The sequence below is a fragment of the Streptomyces sp. 8N114 genome, from assembly GCF_052245835.1.
Taxonomy (GTDB): domain Bacteria; phylum Actinomycetota; class Actinomycetes; order Streptomycetales; family Streptomycetaceae; genus Streptomyces.
Genome location: NZ_JBQQBT010000013.1, coordinates 120,862 through 140,932 on the forward strand (window position 1 = coordinate 120,862; position 20,071 = coordinate 140,932).

The following is a 20,071-nucleotide window of genomic DNA, read 5'->3' on the forward strand; positions in this document are numbered from 1 at the left end:
GGTGCTCAGCAGGCCCGGCCGGGGCCTCGCGCCAACGACAGGCCTGGCGTTGACCGTTCAGCTTGTGACGGGAACTCTGGCTGTTTTGGCGAAACCTTGACCGGGAGCCTTGACGCTCGTTCAAGGCTTCGACACATTGCTGCGTGAGAAAGCGCTTCACCCCCCACACAACAAAGGAGCGCATTGTCATGCTCACGCCTTGCCGCAGGCGCAGCGGCAGCAACAGCAGCAGGAGCTACCGTCGGTCCCGGCTGGCCGCCTTGGCCGCGGCGCTGACGGCTCTCGGTGCGCTGGCACTCCCCACGGCGCAGGCCGAAGAGACGTCGTCGGTGCAGCGCGCAGCACAGAAGGCCAACGCCAAGCAGGCCAAGGGAGCAGGGGTCACGCAGGAGGTGTGGCGGACCGACTTCGACGGTGCCGCCGGTTCCTTGCCGTCCGGGGACGATTGGATCATCGACAAGGGCACCAGCTATCCCGGCGGCCCACCCAACTGGGGCACCGGAGAGGTGCAGACATACACCGACAAGCCGGAGAATCTCCAGCTCGACGGTGACGGACACCTGAAGATCACCGCCCTCAAGGAGGGCAACTCCTGGACGTCGGCCCGCATCGAGACCCGGCGTACGGACTTCGCGGCGCCCGAGGGCGGCAAGATGCGCATCTCGGCGCGGCTCAAGCTGCCTGAGGTCTCCGGGGACGCGGCAAAGGGCTACTGGTCGGCCTTCTGGACGCTGGGCGCCGACTACCGGGGCAACTACCAGAACTGGCCCGGCGTCGGCGAGTTCGACATCATGGAGAACGTCAACGGCCAGAGCGACGCGCACGGCGTCCTCCACTGCGGCGTCAACCCCGGTGGCCCCTGCAACGAGACCACGGGCATCGGCAACAGCGCCAATTGCGGCGGCACATGCCAGGGCGGCTTCCACGACTACGCGCTGGAACTCGACCGCACCGGGTCGGCAGAAGAACTGCGCTGGTACCAGGACGGGCAGCTCTTCCACACCGTACGGGAATCCGACGTGGACGCCGCCACCTGGAAGAACGCCACCGATCACGGTCACTTCATCCTGCTCAACCTGGCAATGGGAGGGGCGTTCCCGGACAAGGTCGCCGGCCATGCGACTCCCACCGACGCCACCGCGTCCGGCGGCTCCCTGCTCGTCGACCACGTCGCCGTGGACGTCACCGCACCTGCACGCTGAGTCCACCGCGTCCACCGGCCGGTCCGTCCGGGAGAGCCCGGACGGACCGGCCGGCCGTCGCGGTGCCCTTCTTCGGGTTGCCGGTCTCGTCGGCCACGAGCACGATCTCGTCGTCGTGCAGGAGCTCGACGACGTGGGCGCGTACTCGTAGCGCACCGCGCCGGTGTCCCACCCGGCGCGGTGCAGCAGTGCGCCATCTGCATGCGTCGGCATGGCAACGCCCGCGTCTCGTCGGCCGCGGTCCGGCAGTTCCTCTTCGGCAGTTCGGGCAGCGGGCCCCAGCGTCAACGCCGTTGCCCGACACCGGAATTCGACCGCGCCGTCCTTGATCAGCAAGAGCACGATCTCGTCCGGAGTACTGAAAGACGCCTTCTTCCGAACCATTCGAACCCCGCAGGGGGAACATTTGGGGATGTGCCCGAATAGGCCGCCATATTTGTGCTGCCCGCGGAAGGCCGGTGTAACACCGCGGCGATTGCAAGACGCTGAAGCAGGCAGAAGCGGGGTCGTCCGAGACTGCATCTCACAACCTGGGCGACCCGCCCGACAAATGCGTCAGATGGGATTCCTTGTGAACAGCACCGGCCCGGCTTCCGGATACCAGACGTACGGCCGGCCTCCGGGCCCCGACCGCTCCGCGCGCAATCAGTCAGCTGCTCGGAGGACAGCCATTACGATCTGCACGGTCGCCGACGTCGCGGCCGGTGTGCTGGGCCTGTGGATCGTGCTCTACCTGCTCGACGCGAATCAAGCGAACCCCTTCGTCGAGTTCGTGCACGGAACGGCGGACTGGCTGTCCGGATGGGCACAGGACATTTTCACGATGGACACAGAGGGCTTGCGTGTTGTTCTCAATTACGGTCTCCCGGCCGTCATCTATTTGGTGATCGGTCACGGGATCGCTGCCCGGCTCAACCGGGCCTGACGTATTACGGACACTCGTCCTGTCCGGCATGAACAGTGAGTGCGCGGAATCCTCAGGGCGAATCCTCAAGGTGTGGTTGCTCAGGTTCGCCGTAAGGTAGCCGACATCTTGCCCAGGCCGCCGTTGCGGGAAGAGCACGACAGCGAAAGGGCTGGTGCGGTGATACGCACTCCCAACGAAACAGATCTCGTACCGATCTATGAGGAACTGGTGCGAGAAAGAGGCGACGTCGTGGCGGAGGCCCAGACGGCCGCCGAGCACATGCGGCACCAGGCAGCGGAGCTCCTGGGCAGACAGCATGCCGACCAGTCGGTATCAGCCATGGGGTACAGGCGCTGACTGCGGCCGCGCTGTCCGAAGTGCGCCATGAACGAGCTGCGTTCCCTGCGGGGGATGCGTGGTGCTCATCGGCACGCATGTGATGTTTTGTCGACGCCGGCGCGACACCGTCACCAGGGCGGGCGGGCCGTGCGCGCGGTGGGCCATCACCGATCTTCACGTATGGTGCGGTGCTGCTGGCGACCCACGTGGACACCGATCCGGGCCCCCAGCGTGATGAGCCCAGCCACACACGCCCCGACAAGCCACATCAGCGCCCCGGCCGTCATCTGGACTTCGAGTTTCGCTGCCACCCGCCCCTCCGGGTCCTGGTAGACGGTCAGCCGGTCGCCGATCCGGGTGTCCTCGTCGCATCTCGAACCGGCGACGTCCGCCTTGGTTCCGTCCGGCAGGCGAACCCGGCAGACCTGGCCGGTGGCACCACTCGGCTGCGATACGGAGACGCGGAGGTCTGAAACCACGGCCGTCACCTGCTCCCTCCGCCGGTCGAGGACGGCGTCGCCGTAGTACGCGAGCGGTACCACCATCAGGATGGTCAACACCGCCACCGCGATCGCGTAGGGCCAGCGGAGGCCCAGGATCCCCACAGCGATCATGCCGACGAGGCCCGCCATGAAGATCACGATGCCGAGGACGGCCGGGCCTTCCGCGCCGGATGAGCGGTCTGTCACCAACGCGCTGGAGCCGATCCACAGCGCGGCCAGTGCCAGGCCGCCGACCGCTCCCAGAAGTCCCCGACCGGCCATCCCCCGGCTCGGTATGAGCCGCGACATCCGCGTCGCCGCCACGAGACCTCCCCCTGTCTCCGCGCCCGGACTCCGGTGCCCAAGCCGCCTTGCGGAAACCTATCCGGCGAGCCGGGGGAGGGGTCCCGGTCGAGGGCGCTCGCCTGCGGCACGAGCGCACCCTTCTCGGTGCACGCGCCTTCGCCACCCGCGCCCGCGCCAGCACCGGCTCTGGAAGGGAGTGCCGCTGTATGAGGGCATCCGGTGCACTGTGGCCGCGCTGAGCCGGGGCGCGTCATCCCCCGGCTGCTCGCGCACCTCCGCATCGCTGTTGTGGGTCACAAGCTGCTGCCGCCGACGACTGCCATCCGTCCCCCTGCTGGCGATCAACTCCCGCTGTTCGCACAAGCGGTCAGGAGATAAGGGGGCTGCGGCGCTCGATGAGTACGACATCGCGCCAGCGGCCGTGGTGGCGGCCGATGCGCTCGCGGATTCCGATGGACCGGAATCCGGCACGCTGGTGCAGGGCGAGGCTGGCGGTGTTCTCGGGGAAGATCCCGGACTGGATGGTCCAGATGCCGGCCGCTTCGGTGGAGTCGATGAGCGCCTTGAGCAGGGCCGAGGCGATGCCGCGACCACGCGCGTGGGAGTGGACGTATACGGAGTGCTCGACCACTCCGGCGTACGCGCACCGGTCCGAGACTTGGGTGGCTGCAATCCAGCCCAGCACCCCTCCGTCCTCGTCGAGAGCGACGAAGCGGTGCCCGGGCAGTTTCGCCGTATCGAACGATTCCCACTCTGGGGCGCGGGTTTCGAAGGTCGCGTTCCCTTCGTCGATGCCCGCCTGGTAGATCGCCAGGACCTGGTCGGCGTGCTCGGCCCTCATGGGCGCGATCACCGCGCTTGCTGCATCCGACCCGCTCAGCACGACTCCTCCCGCGTTACTTCAGGCCGCGTGCGGCGGGGCGGTCAGCAGCTTTCCCATTGCCGCGAACACGGAGGGCTCGACGCGGTAGTAGACCCAGGTCCCGCGCCGCTCGGAGGTGAGGAGGCCGGCTTCCTTGAGCTTCTTCAGATGGTGGGAGACGGTCGGCTGGGAGACGCCGACGTCGGCGATGTCGCACACACACGCCTCGCCACCCTCATGGGAAGCGACAGCGGAGAACAGCCGCAGCCGCACCGGATCGCCGAGCGCCTTGAACATCGGCGCGGCAATCTCCGCCTCCTGCGCCGTGAAAGGCCGCTCGGTCAGCGGCGGGCAGCACGGCGCCATGCCCTGACCGGCGGTCTCGGCCTGCGGAAGCGCCTTGGTGTTCGACATATATCTATGTTGACACACATCGAACCAGGCGGGCCAGTCAGCGGTGCGCGACGTGTACTGCCAGGTGGCGTGCGATACGGGCGGCGCCGGGCCGCACTCGCCACGCCACTGCGGCTACTCACAGCTCGTCGCCGCGCTTGCCGCTGCCTGCTGCCGCGGCGCGGCAAGGGAGACGTACGTCACAAGGAGTTCACGTCACAACTGGCTGAGCTGCGCCCGTCAAAGGTGTGTAACCGCCTGACAACGCAAGGGAGCGCGTCGTGGAAGCACGTCTGAACGCCTTCACCAACCCGGTTCTGGGCAAGGTCTTCAACCACTTCATCGCCGCCGGCAAGGCGCTCGAGGACTCCACTTTGCCCGCCTCGACGCAGGAGCTGGTGAAGCTCCGCGCCAGCCAGATCAATGGCTGCGGTTTCTGCACCGACATGCACTTCAAGGACGCCGTGCACGCCGGAGAGTCCGCGGAGCGCCTCAACCTGGTTGCGGCCTGGCGGGAGGCCACGGTGTTCACCGAGGCCGAGCGCGCGGCGCTGGAGCTGACTGAGGAGGCCACCCGCATCGCCGATGCGGCCGGAGGCGTCCCGGACGAGGTCTGGGCGAACGCCGCCAAGCACTACGACGAGGACCAACTCGGCGCTCTGGTGGGTGTCATCACCGTCATCAATGCCTTCAACCGCGCGAACGCCATGCTCCGGATGCCCGCCGGTGACTACCAGCCCGGCCAGTTCGGATGACCAGGTGTGCCGTCCGAGGTGACCGGGTCGGCTCCATGCCGGGTTCGGTGCTTTCGGCGGCGATCGCGCCGTTCCTTCCCGGTTGCGGGGTCGGCGGGGCTACCGCAGGATCCAGTGGAGGAAGCGCACCGCGGAGGGGCCGAGGGCGGGGGCCGCGGCGTCGATCTCGGCGGTGAGGCGGGCGCGTTCGGGGGCGGGGAGCGCGGCGGCGAGGGTCGCGGAGTCGGGCGGCGCCCAGCGGGTGACCAGGGTGCGGGCCCGGACGCGAACGTCAGGGTCCGAGTCGTCCACCAGCGCGAGCCCGGCCCGGAGCGGGGCCAAGCCACGATGGACCGCGAGCAGGCGCAGGGCCGCCAGCCGGATGTGCCGGGGGCGGTCGGACGCCAACCGGGCCCGCAGCGCGTCCGGCGGCAGCGCGTCCGCGTCGGAGAGGAGCGTGCCGCAGACACGTCGTACGACGGCGGGCGACGGGTCGTCCAGCAGAGGCGCGACGCGCTCGGGGGATGCGGCCCCCAGCGCCCGTAGCGCGCCAACCGCCGCCGCGCGCACGCCGGGCCGCGCGTCGGACAGATAGGGCAGCACCAGCGCGATCTCCCCGGGCCCACCGCACTCGCCGAGGCCCGCGACAACGGAGTGCCGCGCGCGGCCAGGAGTCTCGGCGGCGGCCCGGCGGTAGTGCGCGAGGGGGTCGCCGCCTCCCTGGCGTACGGCCCACTGCGCGCAGGCCCGTACGCTCGGCGACCGGTCGGCCAGCCAGTCGACCCCCCGCAACGGCTGCTCCAGTCGCCGCAGCGCGGTGACGGCGATGGACCGGACGCGCGCGCTGCGCGCGCCCAGCAGCACGTCGAGCACCCCGGGCCGTACGGGGGAGGCGCAGGCGGCGAGCGCCGCTTCCGCGCAGCGCGCCTGGACGACGACGTCGGGGTCGCGCACAGCGCGGTGCGCGAACTGTTCGGGCGTCAGCCAGCCGTGGTCCACAGCCTGTCTGCACGCCCAGCGCCGCACCTCGTGCAGCGGGTGTGCGAAGGCGGACTCCCGCAGCTCCGGGCCGCCTTCGGCCAGCCGCGTCTCCAGCAGGCGCAGCGCGGCACCGCCGCGCTTGCGGGCGGCGGCGTGGAGCACGACATGCGCTGCGCGCACCAGTGCCTTCGGGCCGGCCTCCGCGAGCACTCGCCGTGCCGCCTCCCGCACCGGCCCGGCCCAGTCGGCGCAGCGCAGTACCACCAGCGGCAGCAGCCCACCAGGAACCCCGGCGCGCAGCGCCGCTTCACGCACGCGCCCGTCGCGGTGGCAGAGCGCCACCGCGGGGTCCGACGGCCGCTCGGGGAGGCTGTGCGGGTCCGGTATCCAGTACCACTCCCGGCGGACGGCCAGGTCGTACGCCACCCACGCGTATGCGGGGGCGTGCGGTGCGGGCAGGTGGGGGAGAGGACTGAGCATGCCCGCAGTGTAGGGAGAGCCTGGTGCCGTACTCGTCCACCAGTTCCTCCCCCCTCCTCGTTTTCAGGACGTCGGCGACCGTCGGTCGCGGGTGGCGGCGCAACAGCCTCCGCACCCGTCGGTAACCCGACCCGCGCCACGCAATCTCCGTAAACCGACCGCGAATTGACGCGTTGAACACCTACCCGTATCTCGGGTCGGCTCGTGCTGTGTCGGCGTTCTGGCCGAGCCGGGCGTGACCGGCCGCCTGTTCAGGGTCGGCCGACGGATGTGGGGCGACCCCGCCCGGTGCGGGCACTGACCACCATCACGGCGAGGCCGACCGTCACGACGGTGGCGCCCACGTACAGCGGCGCCGTGTAGCCCAGGCCGACGCTGATCGCGAGGCCGCCGAGCCAGGCGCCCAGGGCGTTGCCGACGTTGGAGGCCGAGACATTGGCGCCGGCGGCGAGCGGCGCGCCGCCGGCGGCATCCGTGACGCGGGTGATCAGGCCCGGAACGGTGGCGAACCCGAAGACACCCATCAGGAAGACCAGGATCACCGACGCGACCCGCCCGTCGGCCAGCAGCCCGAACGCCACGAGCGTGGCGGCGAGTCCGGTCAGAGACACGATCAGCGTGCGGTCCCGGTCGCGGTCGGCGGCCCGGCCCCCGGCGACGTTGCCGATCACAAGACCGCTGCCGTAGACGACGAGCAGCCAGGCGACGTCGGCGCTGGAGAAACCGGTGACCTCGGTGAAGGTGTACGCGATGTAGCTGAACGCCCCGAACATGCCGCCGTAGCTGAGAGCGGTCGCTGCGAGGGTCAGCCAGACCTGCCAGGAACGGAAGGCGCGTAGCTGAGGGCGCAGGCCGGCCGCCCGGTGGGCCTCGTCCACGGCGCCCGCCCAGGCGGGGACCCACACGGCGATGGCGGCCATGGCCAGTACGCCGATCCCGGTGATCGCCCAGAACGTGGCGCGCCACCCCCAGCGTTCGCCGACAAGGGCACCGAACGGCACGCCCAGCACGTTGGCGACCGTCAGCCCGGCGAACATCACGGCGACCGCCCGCGAGGCCCGCTCCGGCGGGACCATGCGGCGGGCGACGAGCGAGCCGATGCCGAAGAAGGAGCCGTGGCACAGGGCGGCGACGACGCGGCCGAGCAGCGCCACGGCGTAGGTGGGCGCGACCGCGGACAGCAGGTTGCCGAGGACGAACAACGCCACCAGTCCGACGAGAACAGCCTTGCGGTGGATGCGGGTGGTGGCGGCAGTCAGCAGGATCGCGCCGATCGCAACGCTCAGGGCATATCCCGAGATGAGCCACCCGGCCGCGGCCTCGGACACGTCCAGGCTACGGCTCACCTGGGGCAGCAGGCCCGCGATCACGAACTCGGTCAGGCCGATCCCGAAACTGCCGAGCGCGAGCGCAACCAACCCGGCGGGCACCCGCCGGGCGTTCCCCTCCTGACGGATGTCCACGCAATCATCATGGGACTCGGCCGCCGAACCCGACAAGGCCCGCTTCGTCAGCCTGGTACCGGCAGTTCTGCGGATTGCCGCGTACAGCTCGGTGCGGCGGGCCGCCGTTCTCGGGCGTAGGGTCGGCCCGTGAATGACGTCTCCGGTTTGCCCAAGGCCGAGTTCGCCTTCCCCGGTGCGCTGCGTGACCAACTCGTCGCCGCCATCCTGGCCGGTGAGAAGACGAGCACAACCGATGTCCTGGCCTCGTACGAGCACGAGAACGAGCCCTTGCCCCAGCCTGGGGAGCGGCATGCTGTCATCGACTCCAGCGGTCGGCCCGTCGCTGTCATCGAGACGACGGACGTCCAGGTGCTGCCGCTGGCAGAGGTCGGTTGGGAGCATGTGCGCGACGAGGGCGAGGGCTATGTATCCGTGGCCGACTGGAGGGAGCGGCACGAGCGGTTCTGGCACAGTTCCCGGATGCGCTCCTCCCTCGGCGACCCGGACTTCACCGTGGGCGACGAAACTCTGGTCGTGACCGAACGCTTCCATGTGGTGGAGCGGCTCCGGCCTGCGCAGGGACAGTGAGTACAACGGTGCCGTGAGTCCCGGCCCCTGCGGAACGCGAACTCGTCAATGTGTGTCCGGAAAACCGGGCACCACGTGGCCCACCAACTCCTCATCGCGGCCCGGAGTTCCGGTCTCCACAACGGCGAATCCGAAGCGACGGCCTGCCTGCCACCCCTGCTGCTGATCCCGCACCCACCGCGTGGCGTGCGCCTCGTCGTCCACGGCCGCGTGGGTCCAGCGGCGCAGGACACCGTCCCGGTACAGCTCAACCAGGTCGGCAGCGTCCGTCAGGCTTCACCGACGCAGTAGAAGAGCGGGAGCCGACGGCGTGGCAGCCGCCTCCAGCCGGACGGCGAGCTGGTCCGTGGGCGGAGCGGATGCGGCGGCTGCGTTGGCTGCGGCGGCTGCGGTGGCGCCCGAGGCCGGTCTGATCCGGACGCCGGTGTGGTGACGGTGTCGTGTCATCGCGCTGCCCGTATGCGCAGGGCCGTTACGGACCAGTCGAGCGCCGGTGTCAGACGGTCCGGGGCCGGCCAGTCGTTGATGACTGCGAGGAGGTGGACGTACCGGTCCCGGCGCGGATCGTTCGCGGCCTCCAAACGCGGCAGTAGCCACCGGTGCGGCTCGGTGTCGTCGAGGCGGCCGAGGGCGCGCGCACAGCCTGCGGTCAGCGCCCTGACGACAGGATCGGCCTGGGGCGATTCCGGGGTGATCCCCGACTGGACGGCCGCTGTGGCGAGGTCACGGACGATGGCGACGACACCTGGGCGCGGCGGTGCGGATCCGCTGTCGGAGAGGTCGGCCGCGTGACTTTCGGTCGCGCTCCGCAGATGGTCGCGGAAGTCCGGGTCCAACGACAGTTCCGCCAGCTCCACCCATGCCTCGACCTGTTCGTCCGTGGGGTTGTCGGGAAGCTCGGGCGTCATGGAGCGTCGGGCCGCGGCGTGGGCAGGACTGCCGTCCAGCGCTGCGAAGACGGTGTCGAGGAAGCCGTCGATCAGTCGTCGACGCTCGGCGCGGGAGAGTTGAGCCAACTGGTGCATGCGTTCGATCTCCTCAGGCGTGGGTCTGCGCCTGGCCACGGCCGCCAGCACCGCCCGCTGCAGCCGCAGGGTGGCGATCTGTACCTCCAGAGCGGCCGCGTGCTGCTCGGCGACGTCACCGAGCGTCAGTTCTCGGTTCACAACCTGCTGGATCATGTCGAGGCCGAGTCCGAGTGTGCGCAGCGTCCGTACCAGGGTCAGTCGGGCGACGGCGTCGGGACCGTAGCGGCGATAGCCGGCGTGGGTGCGGTCGGCCGGCACCACGATGCCGCGATCGGAGTAGAAACGGATGGTCTTGACCGTCAGCTCGGTGCGTTGGGCCAGTTCACCGATCGAGTAGAGAGTGCTGCCGTCCATGACCTCACCTTCGTGTCTCCCCCGACGGGAGACTCAAGCCCGCTCTCGCAACCCGTGGACCGGTCTGCCGGGCTGCCCAATGTGCGGGTGGATCATGTCCGTGTCCTCTGCCGGGTGCCTGCCGAGAAGCGGAGAAGCAAGCCGTCGAGACCGCATTCTGCGTGAACGCAACACAGGTCATCGACATGGGTGGAGAGCAAGGCGCCGACATCGGCCAGGGCCCGGCCGACGCCGATGCACCGCATCCCCGCCGCATGGGCAGCACGCACGCCGGCCGGCGCGTCCTCCAAGACGACGCATCGAGCGGGTGCAGCGCCCAACAACTCGGCCGCAGCCAAATAGCCCTCGGGGTGGGGCTTGCCGTGCTGGATGTCATCGGCGGCCACCAGATGCGTCGGCTGCGGCAGCCCGGCAGCGGCGAGTCGCCTCTGGGCGACCGCGCGAGTGCCTGAGGTGACGATGCCCCACGCGTCGGACGGGAGGGCGTCCAGCAGCCGAGCAGCTCCAGGGGTCGCTGTCAGCCCGTCGAAGTCGCGTTCCTCTCTCTCGACAATGCGACGGGTCTCTGCGTCGGCGTCCAGGTGAGGAGCGATGAGACGGACGACGTCGATGTCTCGTCGGCCGTGGGAGAGTTCGACGGCCTTGTCGCCGTCCAGCTCGTGTCCGGCTGCCCACTCCCGCAGGATGCGTTCGATCAGGCCCATGGAGTCGACCAGGACGCCATCGAGGTCGAACGAGATCACATGACACTTCATGGCGGGCTGGTGCATCGGCGCTACGTCCCTTCCTCGGGGGTGGTGCACGCCTCACTCTGCGATGACAGGATCATGGAGGTCAATAAAAAGATTTTGGCAGAGAACGGCGGCGCAGACATGACGCGGAAGTTCGGCGGATCCCCGGGCGAAGAGACGATTGCCGAGGTGGGACGCACTTTGGCCGTCAATCTGCGTGCTGCCCGTGCAGCGTGGGGATGGCGGTTGGAAGACCTCGCCGCCCACAGTGGCGTCAGCCGAGGCATGATCCACCAGATCGAGACCCAGCGCACCAATCCAAGCGTGGCGACGCTCGCTCGCCTTTGCTCCGCTCTCGATGTGCCCGTCAACGAACTCATCGAGCTGCCAGGCCAGGTGGGCAGGATCCATCGCCGGTCTGACGGCCTCGTCACCCGGCACGGGCTGAGCGAAACCGTGCTGCTGATCAGCGACGGACGTCACGAGCTGTGGGACCACCGGCTACATCCAGGCGACCAAATCCGTGACACCGGCCACCCAGCCGGAACCAGGGAGCTGATCCATGTCACCGAAGGCGTCCTCACCCTGGAGGTCGGCTCCGCGACCTTCGCCGTCGCGGCTCCGGACGCCCTGGACTTTCGCGCGGACCGGCCGCACGCCTACCGCAATGCCGGGCAGGTTCCCAGCCGATACACGGTCACCGTCCTCTACGCAGGGGCCCGTGATCGCCGCTACCCCCTCCACTCGGTCGATGCCCCGGGAGAGACGGCTGACGGATGACGGTTGTCGTCTCAGCAGGCCGTCTGCGGCAGATTCAGCGTCCAGCAGCGAGTGCGGAGTCGATGGCGGCGTCCAGGAAAGCGAGGGTGTCGCGGCGGCGGGCCAAGGGGTTGCGGTAGTGGCGGCGGCCCTCTGCGCCGCCGGTACGGAGATACAGGCTCTCCTCGATGATGGGGTGCCAGCGTGGGCCGAACGCTTTGTGTGCGTACCGGCCGGCGCCGCACTTGGAGGTCATGCCTCCGGTGGCGAGCGTGTAATGCAGCCGGCTCACGCCGAGCACCGCCCACACCGGGAACCACCCGCTGAGACCGATGGCGAGCGCCAAGGGTCGCGGCTGTCGTTTCCGCTGCCACCACGGCCGCCAGTAAGAGGTGAGATTGTCGGCGGTGAAGGCCCGCAGGGCAGCCTCCTCGGCCCATACGCCCGCTTCGGCCGGCTGTGGCCCGCGCACCGCGATGCCGTGCCAGGCCAACTCGCAAAAGGTCACCGGGTTGATGCCGAATCGACCAGCGGGTACGAACCGGCTCTCCTGCGCGCAGGGAACGTCCGGGCAGCCGTCCGGCCCGGCCGTCAGGTCGCTCCAGGTGAGGATCGCGCCGTCGAGGTGCGGCCGAGCAAACCGGGCGACGGTGCGGGCGTGTGCTTCCTCAAGCACCGCCACCTCCCGGGACTCCCCATGGAGTCGCCGGTCGGTCACCGCGACGAAGTCGATGTCGCTCGCCGTACTGAACCGACTTCGACCACTGCCACCAGAATGGAAGTCGTTCAACGCCACCGAGCCGACCAGGTAGAAGCCGGTGACCAACCCCGGTGCCAGCTCATCGACAGTGGCGAGGAACATCTCCACTGTCCGGCGGACCTCGTCGGGAAGATCATCAGTCAGCATGGCTGACAAACTACCGTGCGGTCACCATGACAGGAGGGACTCCGGCTGCCGACGGCCATGCCCCGGGCTCAGCCGGTCAGGACAACCGGCAGCGTCAGTCGGCCAGCGCCAGCAGGCGGCGTGCCAGCTTCCTCGCCGTCAGGTCCGGGTGAGGTGTTCCGTCGCACGGGAAGCCGGAGACGACGCGGCGTGGGGAGGAGGCGATGTGCTCCACCGCGGGACGGGCCGCCGTGGGGAGCTCGCGCATCGCGATCAGTGCGCGCAGGGCGCCGAGGTGCGGCTCGTGCAGCGCGCCGTGGCGGGCGAGCTGGTCCGCGATCACCGGTGCTGTGTCGTGCGTGCGGCCCGTGACGCGCCAGATCGCGGCGGCCGCGTCCGCGCGGCTCTCCCGGGCCGGCGCCCTCAGACGTTCCTCTACGAGTGGCAGCAACGCCGCTACGGGAGGGCCGAGTTCGCCTGCCACCGTGACGGCTGCCCTCCGTCGCTCGACGGCGTCCGTCAGCGACCGCACCATGTCTGTCGCCGGGCCCGTATCTCCCGTGATCCTGGCCAATGCCGTTGCTGCCGTCAGGTCACCGTCCTCGGCCCACGCGCGCAGAGCCTCCGCCGCCGCGGGGCCCGCCTCGCGGCCCAGCGCTGCCAGCACTCCGGCCGAGGCGGGCAGCAGACGTATCAGGTCGTCGACGCAGGTGGCGGCAAGTGAGGGGAAGTGCAGCAGTGCGGCCAGCCACTCGGCACGCGGCTGGGAGGCGATGCGCCGGGCCACTGGTTCCGCCGCCGTGCCGAACACCTCCACCGCCGCGGGCACGACCGCCCCGGGCGCGGCGAGGGGAGTTGTTCGCAACGTCGCGGCCTCCTCCGGAAGTTCGTCCATCAGACGCAGGACGAGGCCGACTGCGCCGGGCACGCGCAGCCGCACCGCAGCGTGTGTCGCAGCCACCCGTACGGCAGGGTCTTCGGATCCGAGATGAGGCTCCAGCCACGGCGCCGGCTCGCCGCCCTCCAGCGCGGCGCCCACCCTCGCCACTCGGCACAGGTCCTCCGCGTCCTCGGCTGACGCCGCGAGCCACGGCAGGACGTCCCGCTCGCGGTCCCGCCATACGTCGGTGAGCTGCCAGGCCAGTGGCAGCCCGTGCTCCACCGCCCGGAGCGCCGCGTCAGGATCGTCCATCAGGCGGTCGGTGAGCGGCCGGTAGGAGCCGGGCCATGGGTGGTCCGCCTCCTCGGCGGCAGGTGCTGCGTTGTGTGCGGCGAGGGCGGATTCCACCAGTGCGGTCGGCAGTGGCAGCGGCGCCGTCCGCAACAGGTCAGTCGCCGCCGCCTTGCGTATCAGCGGCTCGGTCGCGGACAGCAGCGCACGGTTGCGTGCGCTGCTGTTGTCCGGTGAGACGTCGAGCAGGCCGAGCGCCGTGACGAGATCGGCCCGTACCTCTACGTCCTCCTCCTCGTCCAGCCGGGCCCGCAACAGCGGGAGCAGCGGCAGAGAAGCCTCCTCACAGGCGGCGACGATCCACACCATCGTGCGCCGGACGGACGGCTCCTCGTCCACCGCCAGGTGCAGCAGGGCGGGCAACGCGGTGGCCACCGCTCGGCGTACCTGCCGGTACTCGGGGCCCGTACCGTCGGCCGCCCCGTGCAGCAGCCACAGCAGCGCCAGCCGGTCACCAGGCCCCTCCAGAGCAAGCCGCGCGACGAACGGCACGGCCGCCGCCGTTGCCGAATAGACCGACCCCTGGTGGCAAAGCGACGAGACCAGCCCGTCCAGCGCCTCCTCGCGCACCCGTGCGTCCACCGAGCCGGCCGACCGCAGCAGGTCCGGCACATCGTCCGCCGAACCGTACGCGTGCTCCAGCGCCGCCCACTCGACCTCGTCGATTCCGTCCAGCATGCGCGTGACCCTATGGCACGGGAGTCCGCCGCGGCCGTCTGGCTTTGAGCCCGGAAGCCTGACGCTGACTTCGGCTTCGCCCGGCCGGACGGAACAACCGGCTTCGCCCAACAACCGGTGCTGAAGCGCGCTCATTCCTGTCGCGCGGTCGAGGTGGCCTCGACTGCTTGACCTCGAGGACTCGGCCATCGTGCCGAGAGCGGCACGCGCCGCACATGGCCGATGCGGTGCGCAAGCCGCTGCTCGAACGCGTCGGCCTGCCCGAGGAGTTCTCGGCCCCCCATTGACGGCCGCAGCCGTCTGCGACCCGGGCCCCAGCTTCTTCCACTGGTTCGTCGTGCGGATACGCCACCGAGTCCTGCAGGGGTCTCCCTGTCTCTCGCACGGCATATCCGCCGATGTCGGCCGTCAGCCGTCACACGTTGGCTCGCAGCCTGTTGGTGAAAAGCAAAGGCTCGGAGCCTCTTGTCATGGATGGCGTTGACGAGGGGTCAGGTGGTGACCAGCAGCAGGTCTTCTCCGGTTGACGGGCGGAGGCCGTCGGTGCGATCGGCGAAGTAGCGCTGGGCGAGCGATGCTCCCGACACATGTCGGGGGTCTTTGAAGCCGGCTTCGCGGGCCAGCACCAGCATTTCCTGCGGGGTGTAGAAGCTGATGAACGGCGTTCCGGATGCTCGTGCGCCTTCTTCGCTCGCCTGGAGGCCAGGTCGATCGGTCTCGTCGACAAGGTCGGTCGCCAGCAGGAAGGTCATGGCGAGCGTCGAGCCGGGGGCGAGCCCGGCGATCTGGCGCAGGGTGGCCGCGGTGGCGTCTTTGGTGAGGTACATGGTGACGCCGGTGGAGACGATGACCGCCGGCCGGCCGGGATCGAAGTCGGCAGCGGTCAGCTGCTCCAGCCAGGAGGCGCTGGCCTCGAAATCGACCGGCACCAGGTGCAGCCAGTCGGGGAGTTCGTAGCCGAGTTCGAGCAGGCGGCGGCGCTTCCAGCTCTGCGGGCCGGGCTGGTCGACCTCGAAGATCCGCAGGCGGGAGGCGAGCTCCGGCTTGCGCTGGGCGAAGGTGTCAAGGCCGGCTCCCAGCATGACGTACTGAGTGACGCCGCGGTCGGCCTGCTCGGCGATCAGGTCCTCGATGAAACGAGCGCGGGCCACGATGGCGGCCCGGAACCCGCTGGTGGCCTGCGGGTCCATATCGGGGCGGTCGCGCCAGTCATCGCCAAGGGCCGCCAACTGCAGGCCGATCTCGTCCTCGACCACGTGCGGCGGCGGGTCGACCCGGAGGTGCATCGCCCGCCAGAGGGCGGTCCGCACTGCGGTGCTGTCCGGCGCCTCGGTCTGCTCCTGTGCCATGGTGTCCCTTCTCGTTGCGGTCAGTTCTCGGCGGGAGCTTGGAGGCTCCACAGACGCCCGTCGGGGTCGCGGACAGTCATCTCCTTGGTCCCGTAATGGGTGTCCTCGAACGGCGTGACCACCTCGACGACAGGATCGGGACGGAACGCGTCCGCGTCCGGCACCTTCAGCACGATCTGCGTCTGGGGCTCTCGGTCCTCAGGGACCTCGGCGATGAACACGTACGGCCTGTCGCCGTTGCGCAGCTGGCCGGAGTTGTGGTCCGTCGCGAACTCCAGCTCGTAGCCGAGCGCTTGGAAGAACTTCGCCGTCTTACCCCAGTTGTGGGTCGTCAGGAACACGGCCTCGATTCCTTCGGTCGTCATATCAGGTCTCCTCCTCGGTCGATTGCTGTTTGTGCCCATGGGCGTCGTCGAGATAGGCGCGCAGCGCGTCGGCGACCAAGGCCGACAACGACATGCCCGACTCGATGGCGCGGTACTTGACCTGCTTGATCAGCCCGATCGGCAGGTACACGTTGAACTGCTTGACTTCCTCATCACCCACAGAGGCGATGCTAGCATCCTAGCAAGCTAGACAGCCAGCCATACGTAACCGGCCCGGCTGACCAACCCGATCTGGGTTCAGGGCCGTGGTGTCGGCTTCTTCGTCCTGGCGCAGTGCCGGTGCCGGTGCCGGTGCTGTTGTCGGCCACGGCCCATCAGCCGATCGATGCCAGTGCGGCGGTGGGCGCGGTCTCGGTCACGGCGATCGCGCCTGGGTCCGGCGGGCGGCGAGATTGTCCGCCCAGCTGCCCTGTGCGTACTGGGCTCAGAAATGTGTGGTGTCGGGGTGGATGCCGAACAGGTCGCTCACCACGATGGGCGGAAGGAAGTCCCCCGACCCGCCGGGAGACAGGCTACTCGTTCCCCAGTAGGCGTTCCGCATCCTTCTCACCCTGGTTGGCCTGACCGTTGATCTCGTTCACCACCAACTCCTGCGTCCCGAGCATAAGGTCGGCCTGGACTCGGGGGTTGTCGCCGTTCTGTTCTTGCCAGAGGTCCGCGATCGCTGCAACCTGCCTGTCCCGCAACTCGCCGGCGGATTTGTCTTGTGGGCTGCCCACTCATCCTCGAACGACATCCATGCCTCCCCGTGCGTCCTGTCTGTCAAAGACCCCTGTGATTCCGGCGGACCACTCCGAGGGCACGGTCCAATCCGCCGATGTTCGAACTGTTCTTTCTTTACGACCTCTCTTCGCGACGCGAAGGCGCATCGGCGAGCGGCCTTCCGTCGACGGCAGAACCTCGCCATCCGTCAGCTGGAATGCGACAGGGCGGCTCCTCCGTGACCATCGGAAAGATGCCAGCGGAGTGTTCGGTACCGTCCGCAAGCCATGCGGGTCGCGCGGCGTGAATACGCAGCGGTGCAGACGGGAGCGCTGCGATGTCAGTGGCTGCGGCCATCTTGTTCTCGGGTGAATGGATGGATCCGCTGCTTCACTTGGTAGCCGGAACCCTCGGCATTCAAGAGGAGCGGGCTTGGCGTCGGCAACGACTGCGGCGGAGGCCCAGGGAAGTCGTCCTGGTGACACGGGCTGCTGCGACGGCAGCTTTGCTGCCCTGTCGCCCGCGCCCTGTGTTCCTTCTTCCAAAGCGCTCTCCTTTCCGCCGAGGTGCTGCAACAGCCCCTGCTGCCACCCGGAATACGGAGTCAAGCAGGGTGGACACGATGGCGCAGAAGGTGATTCGATCCTTTCGAAAGTCGGGGTACGGAAGGCAGATTCGTGATCACCATCCCGCTGAGCGCGGACGCGCTGGCGGCCACCCGGTTCGCGGTTTCTCCACTGATGCAGGTCGGCACCGTGCTGCATCCGCACCGGCCGCGAACGTTGGGCGGCAATTCCCTCTCATACGGCGAGGTCAGCCGCGTGCTGCGGGAGCACCGGCTGCATCTGCTGGCAGCGATACGCGAGTTGGTGCATGCCTTCGAGCCGGTCTTCTATTCCCCCGTCTTCCTGACGCCCCCGGCAGCCGCAGGGCGGACGCCGGAGCCGAGCGAGGATCTGCACCGTATTGCCTCCGCCCCCAGCCGGGTGGTGGCCTGGCAGCTCAGCTGTCTCCTGGGAGTGCAGCCGAAGAACGGCCGCGCCGCTCTCGCCGCCCTGCGCACCTTGCGGGAGGCTGCCGACCGTGGCGAGGGGGATTTCGCCGAGCGGCTGGCCTGCGAACTGGACACGTTCTGGCTCCGGGGCTTCTCCCGGACGTGGCAGACGGTCGCCGCGCAAGCCACGGACGACATTGCCCTGCGAACCCGGCTGCTCGCCGACCACGGCATGGGGTACGCGCTGGGTTCGCTCCACGAGGCCCTCTGCTACGGCAACGGTGCCCTCCGCCTGCTCGACCGGCACAGCGTCGAGGTGTCCGCCGGCGGACACCTCGTCCTCTTCCCCTCACCTTGGGCGCACAGCTTGGTGTTGACCGTCGACCCCCAAGGGCGGCGCCCCGCCTTTCTCGTCTACCCCACAAGCCCCAGCACCGCCTCGGCAACGACCGGCAGAGCGGACCGGCCGCTGGAAGGCAAGCTCGGCCCCACCCGTTACGCGCTGCTGGCCGACCTCGACGTGCCGCGCACCACCACTCAGCTCGCGGCCCTGCACCACCTCAGCCCCTCGACCGTCTCCTACCACCTCGCCCTGCTGCACCGGGCGGGACTGGTCACACGCGCCCGGACCCGCAACTTTGTGTACTACCAGCGCACCGAGCCTCCCGTGGGGCCCGCACCAACAGCGGCCACGCAGTGAACCTCCGACCGTGGCACGTGCGCACTCCGTGAAGCCCGACAGACCTGGCTCGCGCGGCCCGGAGTTGTTCTGGCCCCCACGCCCGCCCGCGGAGGCTTCACCTCCGCGAGGGCACGACCAGACGGGAGCACCCACAACTCCTCCGGGCGCCACCCTCTCCACCAGTTCCGCTTCTACACGACGGATGTCCTCACTGGTTGCCGCTGACGATCGCTCCCTTGCATCGGTGTTGTCAGACCCCGGCGGCAGGCTGGTGGTCATGCGAACACTCTTCAGCGGTGAATTCAGCGTGGCCTACGGCCAGATGTACATCGATAGCCGCACCGATCCCGACGAGGGGCCGGAAGCCGGTCTCCATGAGTGCTTCATGGGTCAGCAAGCGGGACTGTGCGGCGCTGCCGTTCCCGGACACCTGTTCTTGCTGACGGGCTTGCACACCGGCTCCGTCCCCTTCACCGTCGAACTGCACGAGACGGAGCCGTCTTCGGACGTCGGCGGCTGGGAAGACGTCGTGGAGACGTCGTTCCGTACGGCATCGGACGCCACGCAACTGATCGAATGGGGCGGCGGAGCGTGGGATCTCGGCCTGCCCTCGGGCACGTATCGCGTCCGCTACCACTGCCGCGGCATGGACGAGGCCACGACGGGGTACGCAGCGAGGGCGAGCCCGTGCTGGACGAGTATCTGCTCCAGTTCTGGCCGACCCCGCCCGAGCCCGACCGCGTGGTGAAGCAGACCAGTGACTCGGCCGCCTACTGGCACCGCTTCGCGAGCGAACTGCCGCCGCCACCGACGCCCGAGGAACTGGCCGAGGCCAAGCGCCTCGCCCGCCAGAAGGAGGAGCAAGAGGCACGGGAGCGGCGCGAGCGCTTCGAGAAGAAGGAATGGGGCGGACGCCTGCCCAGCGACCGACTGCGCAATGTCGGGGGCAATGTGGCCGGGATGCGGGATCTCGACGTCGCCCTCGTGCATGCGATCGACGAGGCCGGGCCCGATGTCCAGCGCGCGATAGCCCGGTGGGCCGCGCACCGTTCCTGCCAGGTGGCCGGGCTGAGCGGTGTGGACTGGATCGCCCGCGGCCTGGCGGAGCTGGACGGGGGCGTGCCCTTCTCCCCGCCGCTGGATGACACCGAGCGGAAATGGGACCTTCTCTTCTCCGACCCGCAGGTCCCCGACACCACCGTCACGCTGCCCGACGGCACCCCCAACGCCTCCCAGCAGGCCATGGCCCTCCCCGCCCTGACCGACGCGGCGAACCCCGACCCGCTCCAGGCTGCGCTCGACGCGCTCTACGCCGCCGCTGCCGCTCACGGATCCAGCTGGCACGACCTCTTCGCCCAGGTCCGCCGCGCATTCCCGGAAACCGCTCACGCTCCGCTACCGTCCAAGGAGCCCCCGCAGCGCCCGACAACGGCCACGCTCGTGGCCCGCCTGGACTGGCGGCCGGACGAGGAACCGCGGCAAGAGTCCTGAATTCGGGGCAGGCCGGCCCCTGTCGGGCTACGGACTTGAGAGAGTTCCCCATCCACAGGCCGCCCGGGCGGAGGGTCCCCG

23 protein-coding genes are annotated in these 20,071 nt (G+C 69.5%); 8 read left to right on the forward strand and 15 right to left on the reverse strand.

Going from position 1 to position 20,071, the window contains the following annotated elements:
- Positions 1-188: 188 nt before the first annotated feature.
- A complete protein-coding gene (locus ACTWQF_RS24510; protein WP_443281801.1) occupies positions 189-1,202 on the forward strand; it encodes a glycoside hydrolase family 16 protein in 1,014 nt (337 codons plus the stop codon).
- Here ACTWQF_RS24510 and ACTWQF_RS24515 read toward each other — a convergent pair.
- Complete coding sequence (locus ACTWQF_RS24515) at positions 1,183-1,374, reverse strand: hypothetical protein (protein ID WP_443281802.1); 192 nt, start codon at positions 1,372-1,374, stop codon at positions 1,183-1,185. The two genes, ACTWQF_RS24510 and ACTWQF_RS24515, sit on opposite strands and share 20 nt — an antisense overlap.
- A 399-nt stretch (positions 1,375-1,773) precedes the next feature.
- Between ACTWQF_RS24515 and ACTWQF_RS24520 the strand changes: the two genes are divergently transcribed.
- Entirely contained in the window at positions 1,774-2,127 is a 354-nt protein-coding gene (locus ACTWQF_RS24520; RefSeq protein ID WP_443281803.1) for a hypothetical protein, read from the forward strand.
- Positions 2,128-2,612: 485 nt separating this feature from the next.
- Here ACTWQF_RS24520 and ACTWQF_RS24525 read toward each other — a convergent pair whose 3' ends face one another.
- The 3 genes from ACTWQF_RS24525 to ACTWQF_RS24535 form a co-directional block, all read right to left on the reverse strand.
- Entirely contained in the window at positions 2,613-3,212 is a 600-nt protein-coding gene (locus ACTWQF_RS24525; protein ID WP_443281804.1) for a hypothetical protein, read from the reverse strand.
- Positions 3,213-3,603: 391 nt separating this feature from the next.
- Positions 3,604-4,077: a GNAT family N-acetyltransferase gene (locus tag ACTWQF_RS24530; RefSeq protein WP_443281805.1), complete on the reverse strand. Its 474-nt coding sequence runs from the start codon at positions 4,075-4,077 to the stop codon at positions 3,604-3,606.
- 60 nt (positions 4,078-4,137) lie between these two features.
- Complete coding sequence (locus ACTWQF_RS24535; protein ID WP_443281806.1) at positions 4,138-4,512, reverse strand: ArsR/SmtB family transcription factor; 375 nt, start codon at positions 4,510-4,512, stop codon at positions 4,138-4,140.
- A gap of 260 nt (positions 4,513-4,772) precedes the next feature.
- Here ACTWQF_RS24535 and ACTWQF_RS24540 point away from each other — a divergent pair, with 260 nt between their 5' ends.
- Positions 4,773-5,246 carry a carboxymuconolactone decarboxylase family protein gene (locus tag ACTWQF_RS24540; protein WP_443281807.1) on the forward strand — a complete coding sequence of 158 codons (474 nt, stop codon included), beginning with the start codon at positions 4,773-4,775 and terminating at the stop codon, positions 5,244-5,246.
- Between the two features lie 99 nt (positions 5,247-5,345).
- On the opposite strand, the gene ACTWQF_RS24545 is transcribed toward ACTWQF_RS24540, so the two are convergent.
- Both ACTWQF_RS24545 and ACTWQF_RS24550 read right to left on the reverse strand, forming a co-directional pair.
- Positions 5,346-6,686, reverse strand: coding sequence for a HEAT repeat domain-containing protein (locus ACTWQF_RS24545; RefSeq protein ID WP_443281808.1), 1,341 nt, complete (start codon positions 6,684-6,686; stop codon positions 5,346-5,348).
- Positions 6,687-6,937: 251 nt separating this feature from the next.
- Positions 6,938-8,116, reverse strand: a complete 1,179-nt coding sequence (locus ACTWQF_RS24550) for an MFS transporter (protein WP_443281854.1) — start codon at positions 8,114-8,116, stop codon at positions 6,938-6,940.
- Between the two features lie 162 nt (positions 8,117-8,278).
- Here ACTWQF_RS24550 and ACTWQF_RS24555 point away from each other — a divergent pair, with 162 nt between their 5' ends.
- Positions 8,279-8,719, forward strand: coding sequence for an ASCH domain-containing protein (locus ACTWQF_RS24555; RefSeq protein WP_443281809.1), 441 nt, complete (start codon positions 8,279-8,281; stop codon positions 8,717-8,719).
- Between the two features lie 276 nt (positions 8,720-8,995).
- On the opposite strand, the gene ACTWQF_RS24560 is transcribed toward ACTWQF_RS24555, so the two are convergent.
- The 3 genes from ACTWQF_RS24560 to ACTWQF_RS24570 form a co-directional block, all read right to left on the reverse strand.
- Complete coding sequence (locus tag ACTWQF_RS24560; protein WP_443281810.1) at positions 8,996-9,166, reverse strand: hypothetical protein; 171 nt, start codon at positions 9,164-9,166, stop codon at positions 8,996-8,998.
- Positions 9,163-10,101 carry a MerR family transcriptional regulator gene (locus ACTWQF_RS24565; RefSeq protein WP_443281811.1) on the reverse strand — a complete coding sequence of 313 codons (939 nt, stop codon included), beginning with the start codon at positions 10,099-10,101 and terminating at the stop codon, positions 9,163-9,165. Before ACTWQF_RS24565 ends, ACTWQF_RS24560 begins: the two co-directional genes overlap by 4 nt.
- A gap of 92 nt (positions 10,102-10,193) precedes the next feature.
- Positions 10,194-10,844 carry an HAD-IA family hydrolase gene (locus tag ACTWQF_RS24570; protein WP_443281812.1) on the reverse strand — a complete coding sequence of 217 codons (651 nt, stop codon included), beginning with the start codon at positions 10,842-10,844 and terminating at the stop codon, positions 10,194-10,196.
- Here ACTWQF_RS24570 and ACTWQF_RS24575 point away from each other — a divergent pair, their 5' ends adjacent.
- On the forward strand, positions 10,845-11,612 hold the full coding sequence (locus ACTWQF_RS24575) for a helix-turn-helix domain-containing protein (protein ID WP_443281813.1): 768 nt from the start codon (positions 10,845-10,847) through the stop codon (positions 11,610-11,612). It abuts the gene before it with no gap.
- A gap of 34 nt (positions 11,613-11,646) precedes the next feature.
- Here the strand turns inward: ACTWQF_RS24575 and ACTWQF_RS24580 are convergent, their stop codons facing one another.
- From ACTWQF_RS24580 to ACTWQF_RS24605, 6 genes are all read right to left on the reverse strand, one after another.
- The gene (locus ACTWQF_RS24580) at positions 11,647-12,498 is read right to left on the reverse strand and encodes an aminoglycoside adenylyltransferase domain-containing protein (protein WP_443281814.1); all 852 of its coding nucleotides are present in this window, start codon (positions 12,496-12,498) and stop codon (positions 11,647-11,649) included.
- Positions 12,499-12,592: 94 nt separating this feature from the next.
- The gene (locus ACTWQF_RS24585; RefSeq protein WP_443281815.1) at positions 12,593-14,386 is read right to left on the reverse strand and encodes a hypothetical protein; all 1,794 of its coding nucleotides are present in this window, start codon (positions 14,384-14,386) and stop codon (positions 12,593-12,595) included.
- Between the two features lie 491 nt (positions 14,387-14,877).
- Complete coding sequence (locus ACTWQF_RS24590) at positions 14,878-15,735, reverse strand: class I SAM-dependent methyltransferase (protein WP_443281816.1); 858 nt, start codon at positions 15,733-15,735, stop codon at positions 14,878-14,880.
- Positions 15,736-15,755: 20 nt separating this feature from the next.
- A complete protein-coding gene (locus ACTWQF_RS24595) occupies positions 15,756-16,100 on the reverse strand; it encodes a VOC family protein (protein ID WP_443281817.1) in 345 nt (114 codons plus the stop codon).
- 1 nt (position 16,101) lies between these two features.
- Positions 16,102-16,281, reverse strand: coding sequence for a CopG family transcriptional regulator (locus ACTWQF_RS24600; RefSeq protein ID WP_443281818.1), 180 nt, complete (start codon positions 16,279-16,281; stop codon positions 16,102-16,104).
- 352 nt (positions 16,282-16,633) lie between these two features.
- Positions 16,634-16,840: a hypothetical protein gene (locus tag ACTWQF_RS24605; RefSeq protein ID WP_443281819.1), complete on the reverse strand. Its 207-nt coding sequence runs from the start codon at positions 16,838-16,840 to the stop codon at positions 16,634-16,636.
- A gap of 660 nt (positions 16,841-17,500) precedes the next feature.
- Here ACTWQF_RS24605 and ACTWQF_RS24610 point away from each other — a divergent pair.
- The 3 genes from ACTWQF_RS24610 (at position 17,501) to ACTWQF_RS24620 (ending at position 19,990) form a co-directional block, all read left to right on the forward strand.
- On the forward strand, positions 17,501-18,517 hold the full coding sequence (locus ACTWQF_RS24610; protein WP_443281820.1) for a helix-turn-helix domain-containing protein: 1,017 nt from the start codon (positions 17,501-17,503) through the stop codon (positions 18,515-18,517).
- A gap of 259 nt (positions 18,518-18,776) precedes the next feature.
- A complete protein-coding gene (locus tag ACTWQF_RS24615) occupies positions 18,777-19,247 on the forward strand; it encodes a hypothetical protein (protein WP_443281821.1) in 471 nt (156 codons plus the stop codon).
- Positions 19,187-19,990, forward strand: a complete 804-nt coding sequence (locus ACTWQF_RS24620; protein WP_443281822.1) for a hypothetical protein — start codon at positions 19,187-19,189, stop codon at positions 19,988-19,990. Before ACTWQF_RS24615 ends, ACTWQF_RS24620 begins: the two co-directional genes overlap by 61 nt.
- Positions 19,991-20,071: the final 81 nt, after the last annotated feature.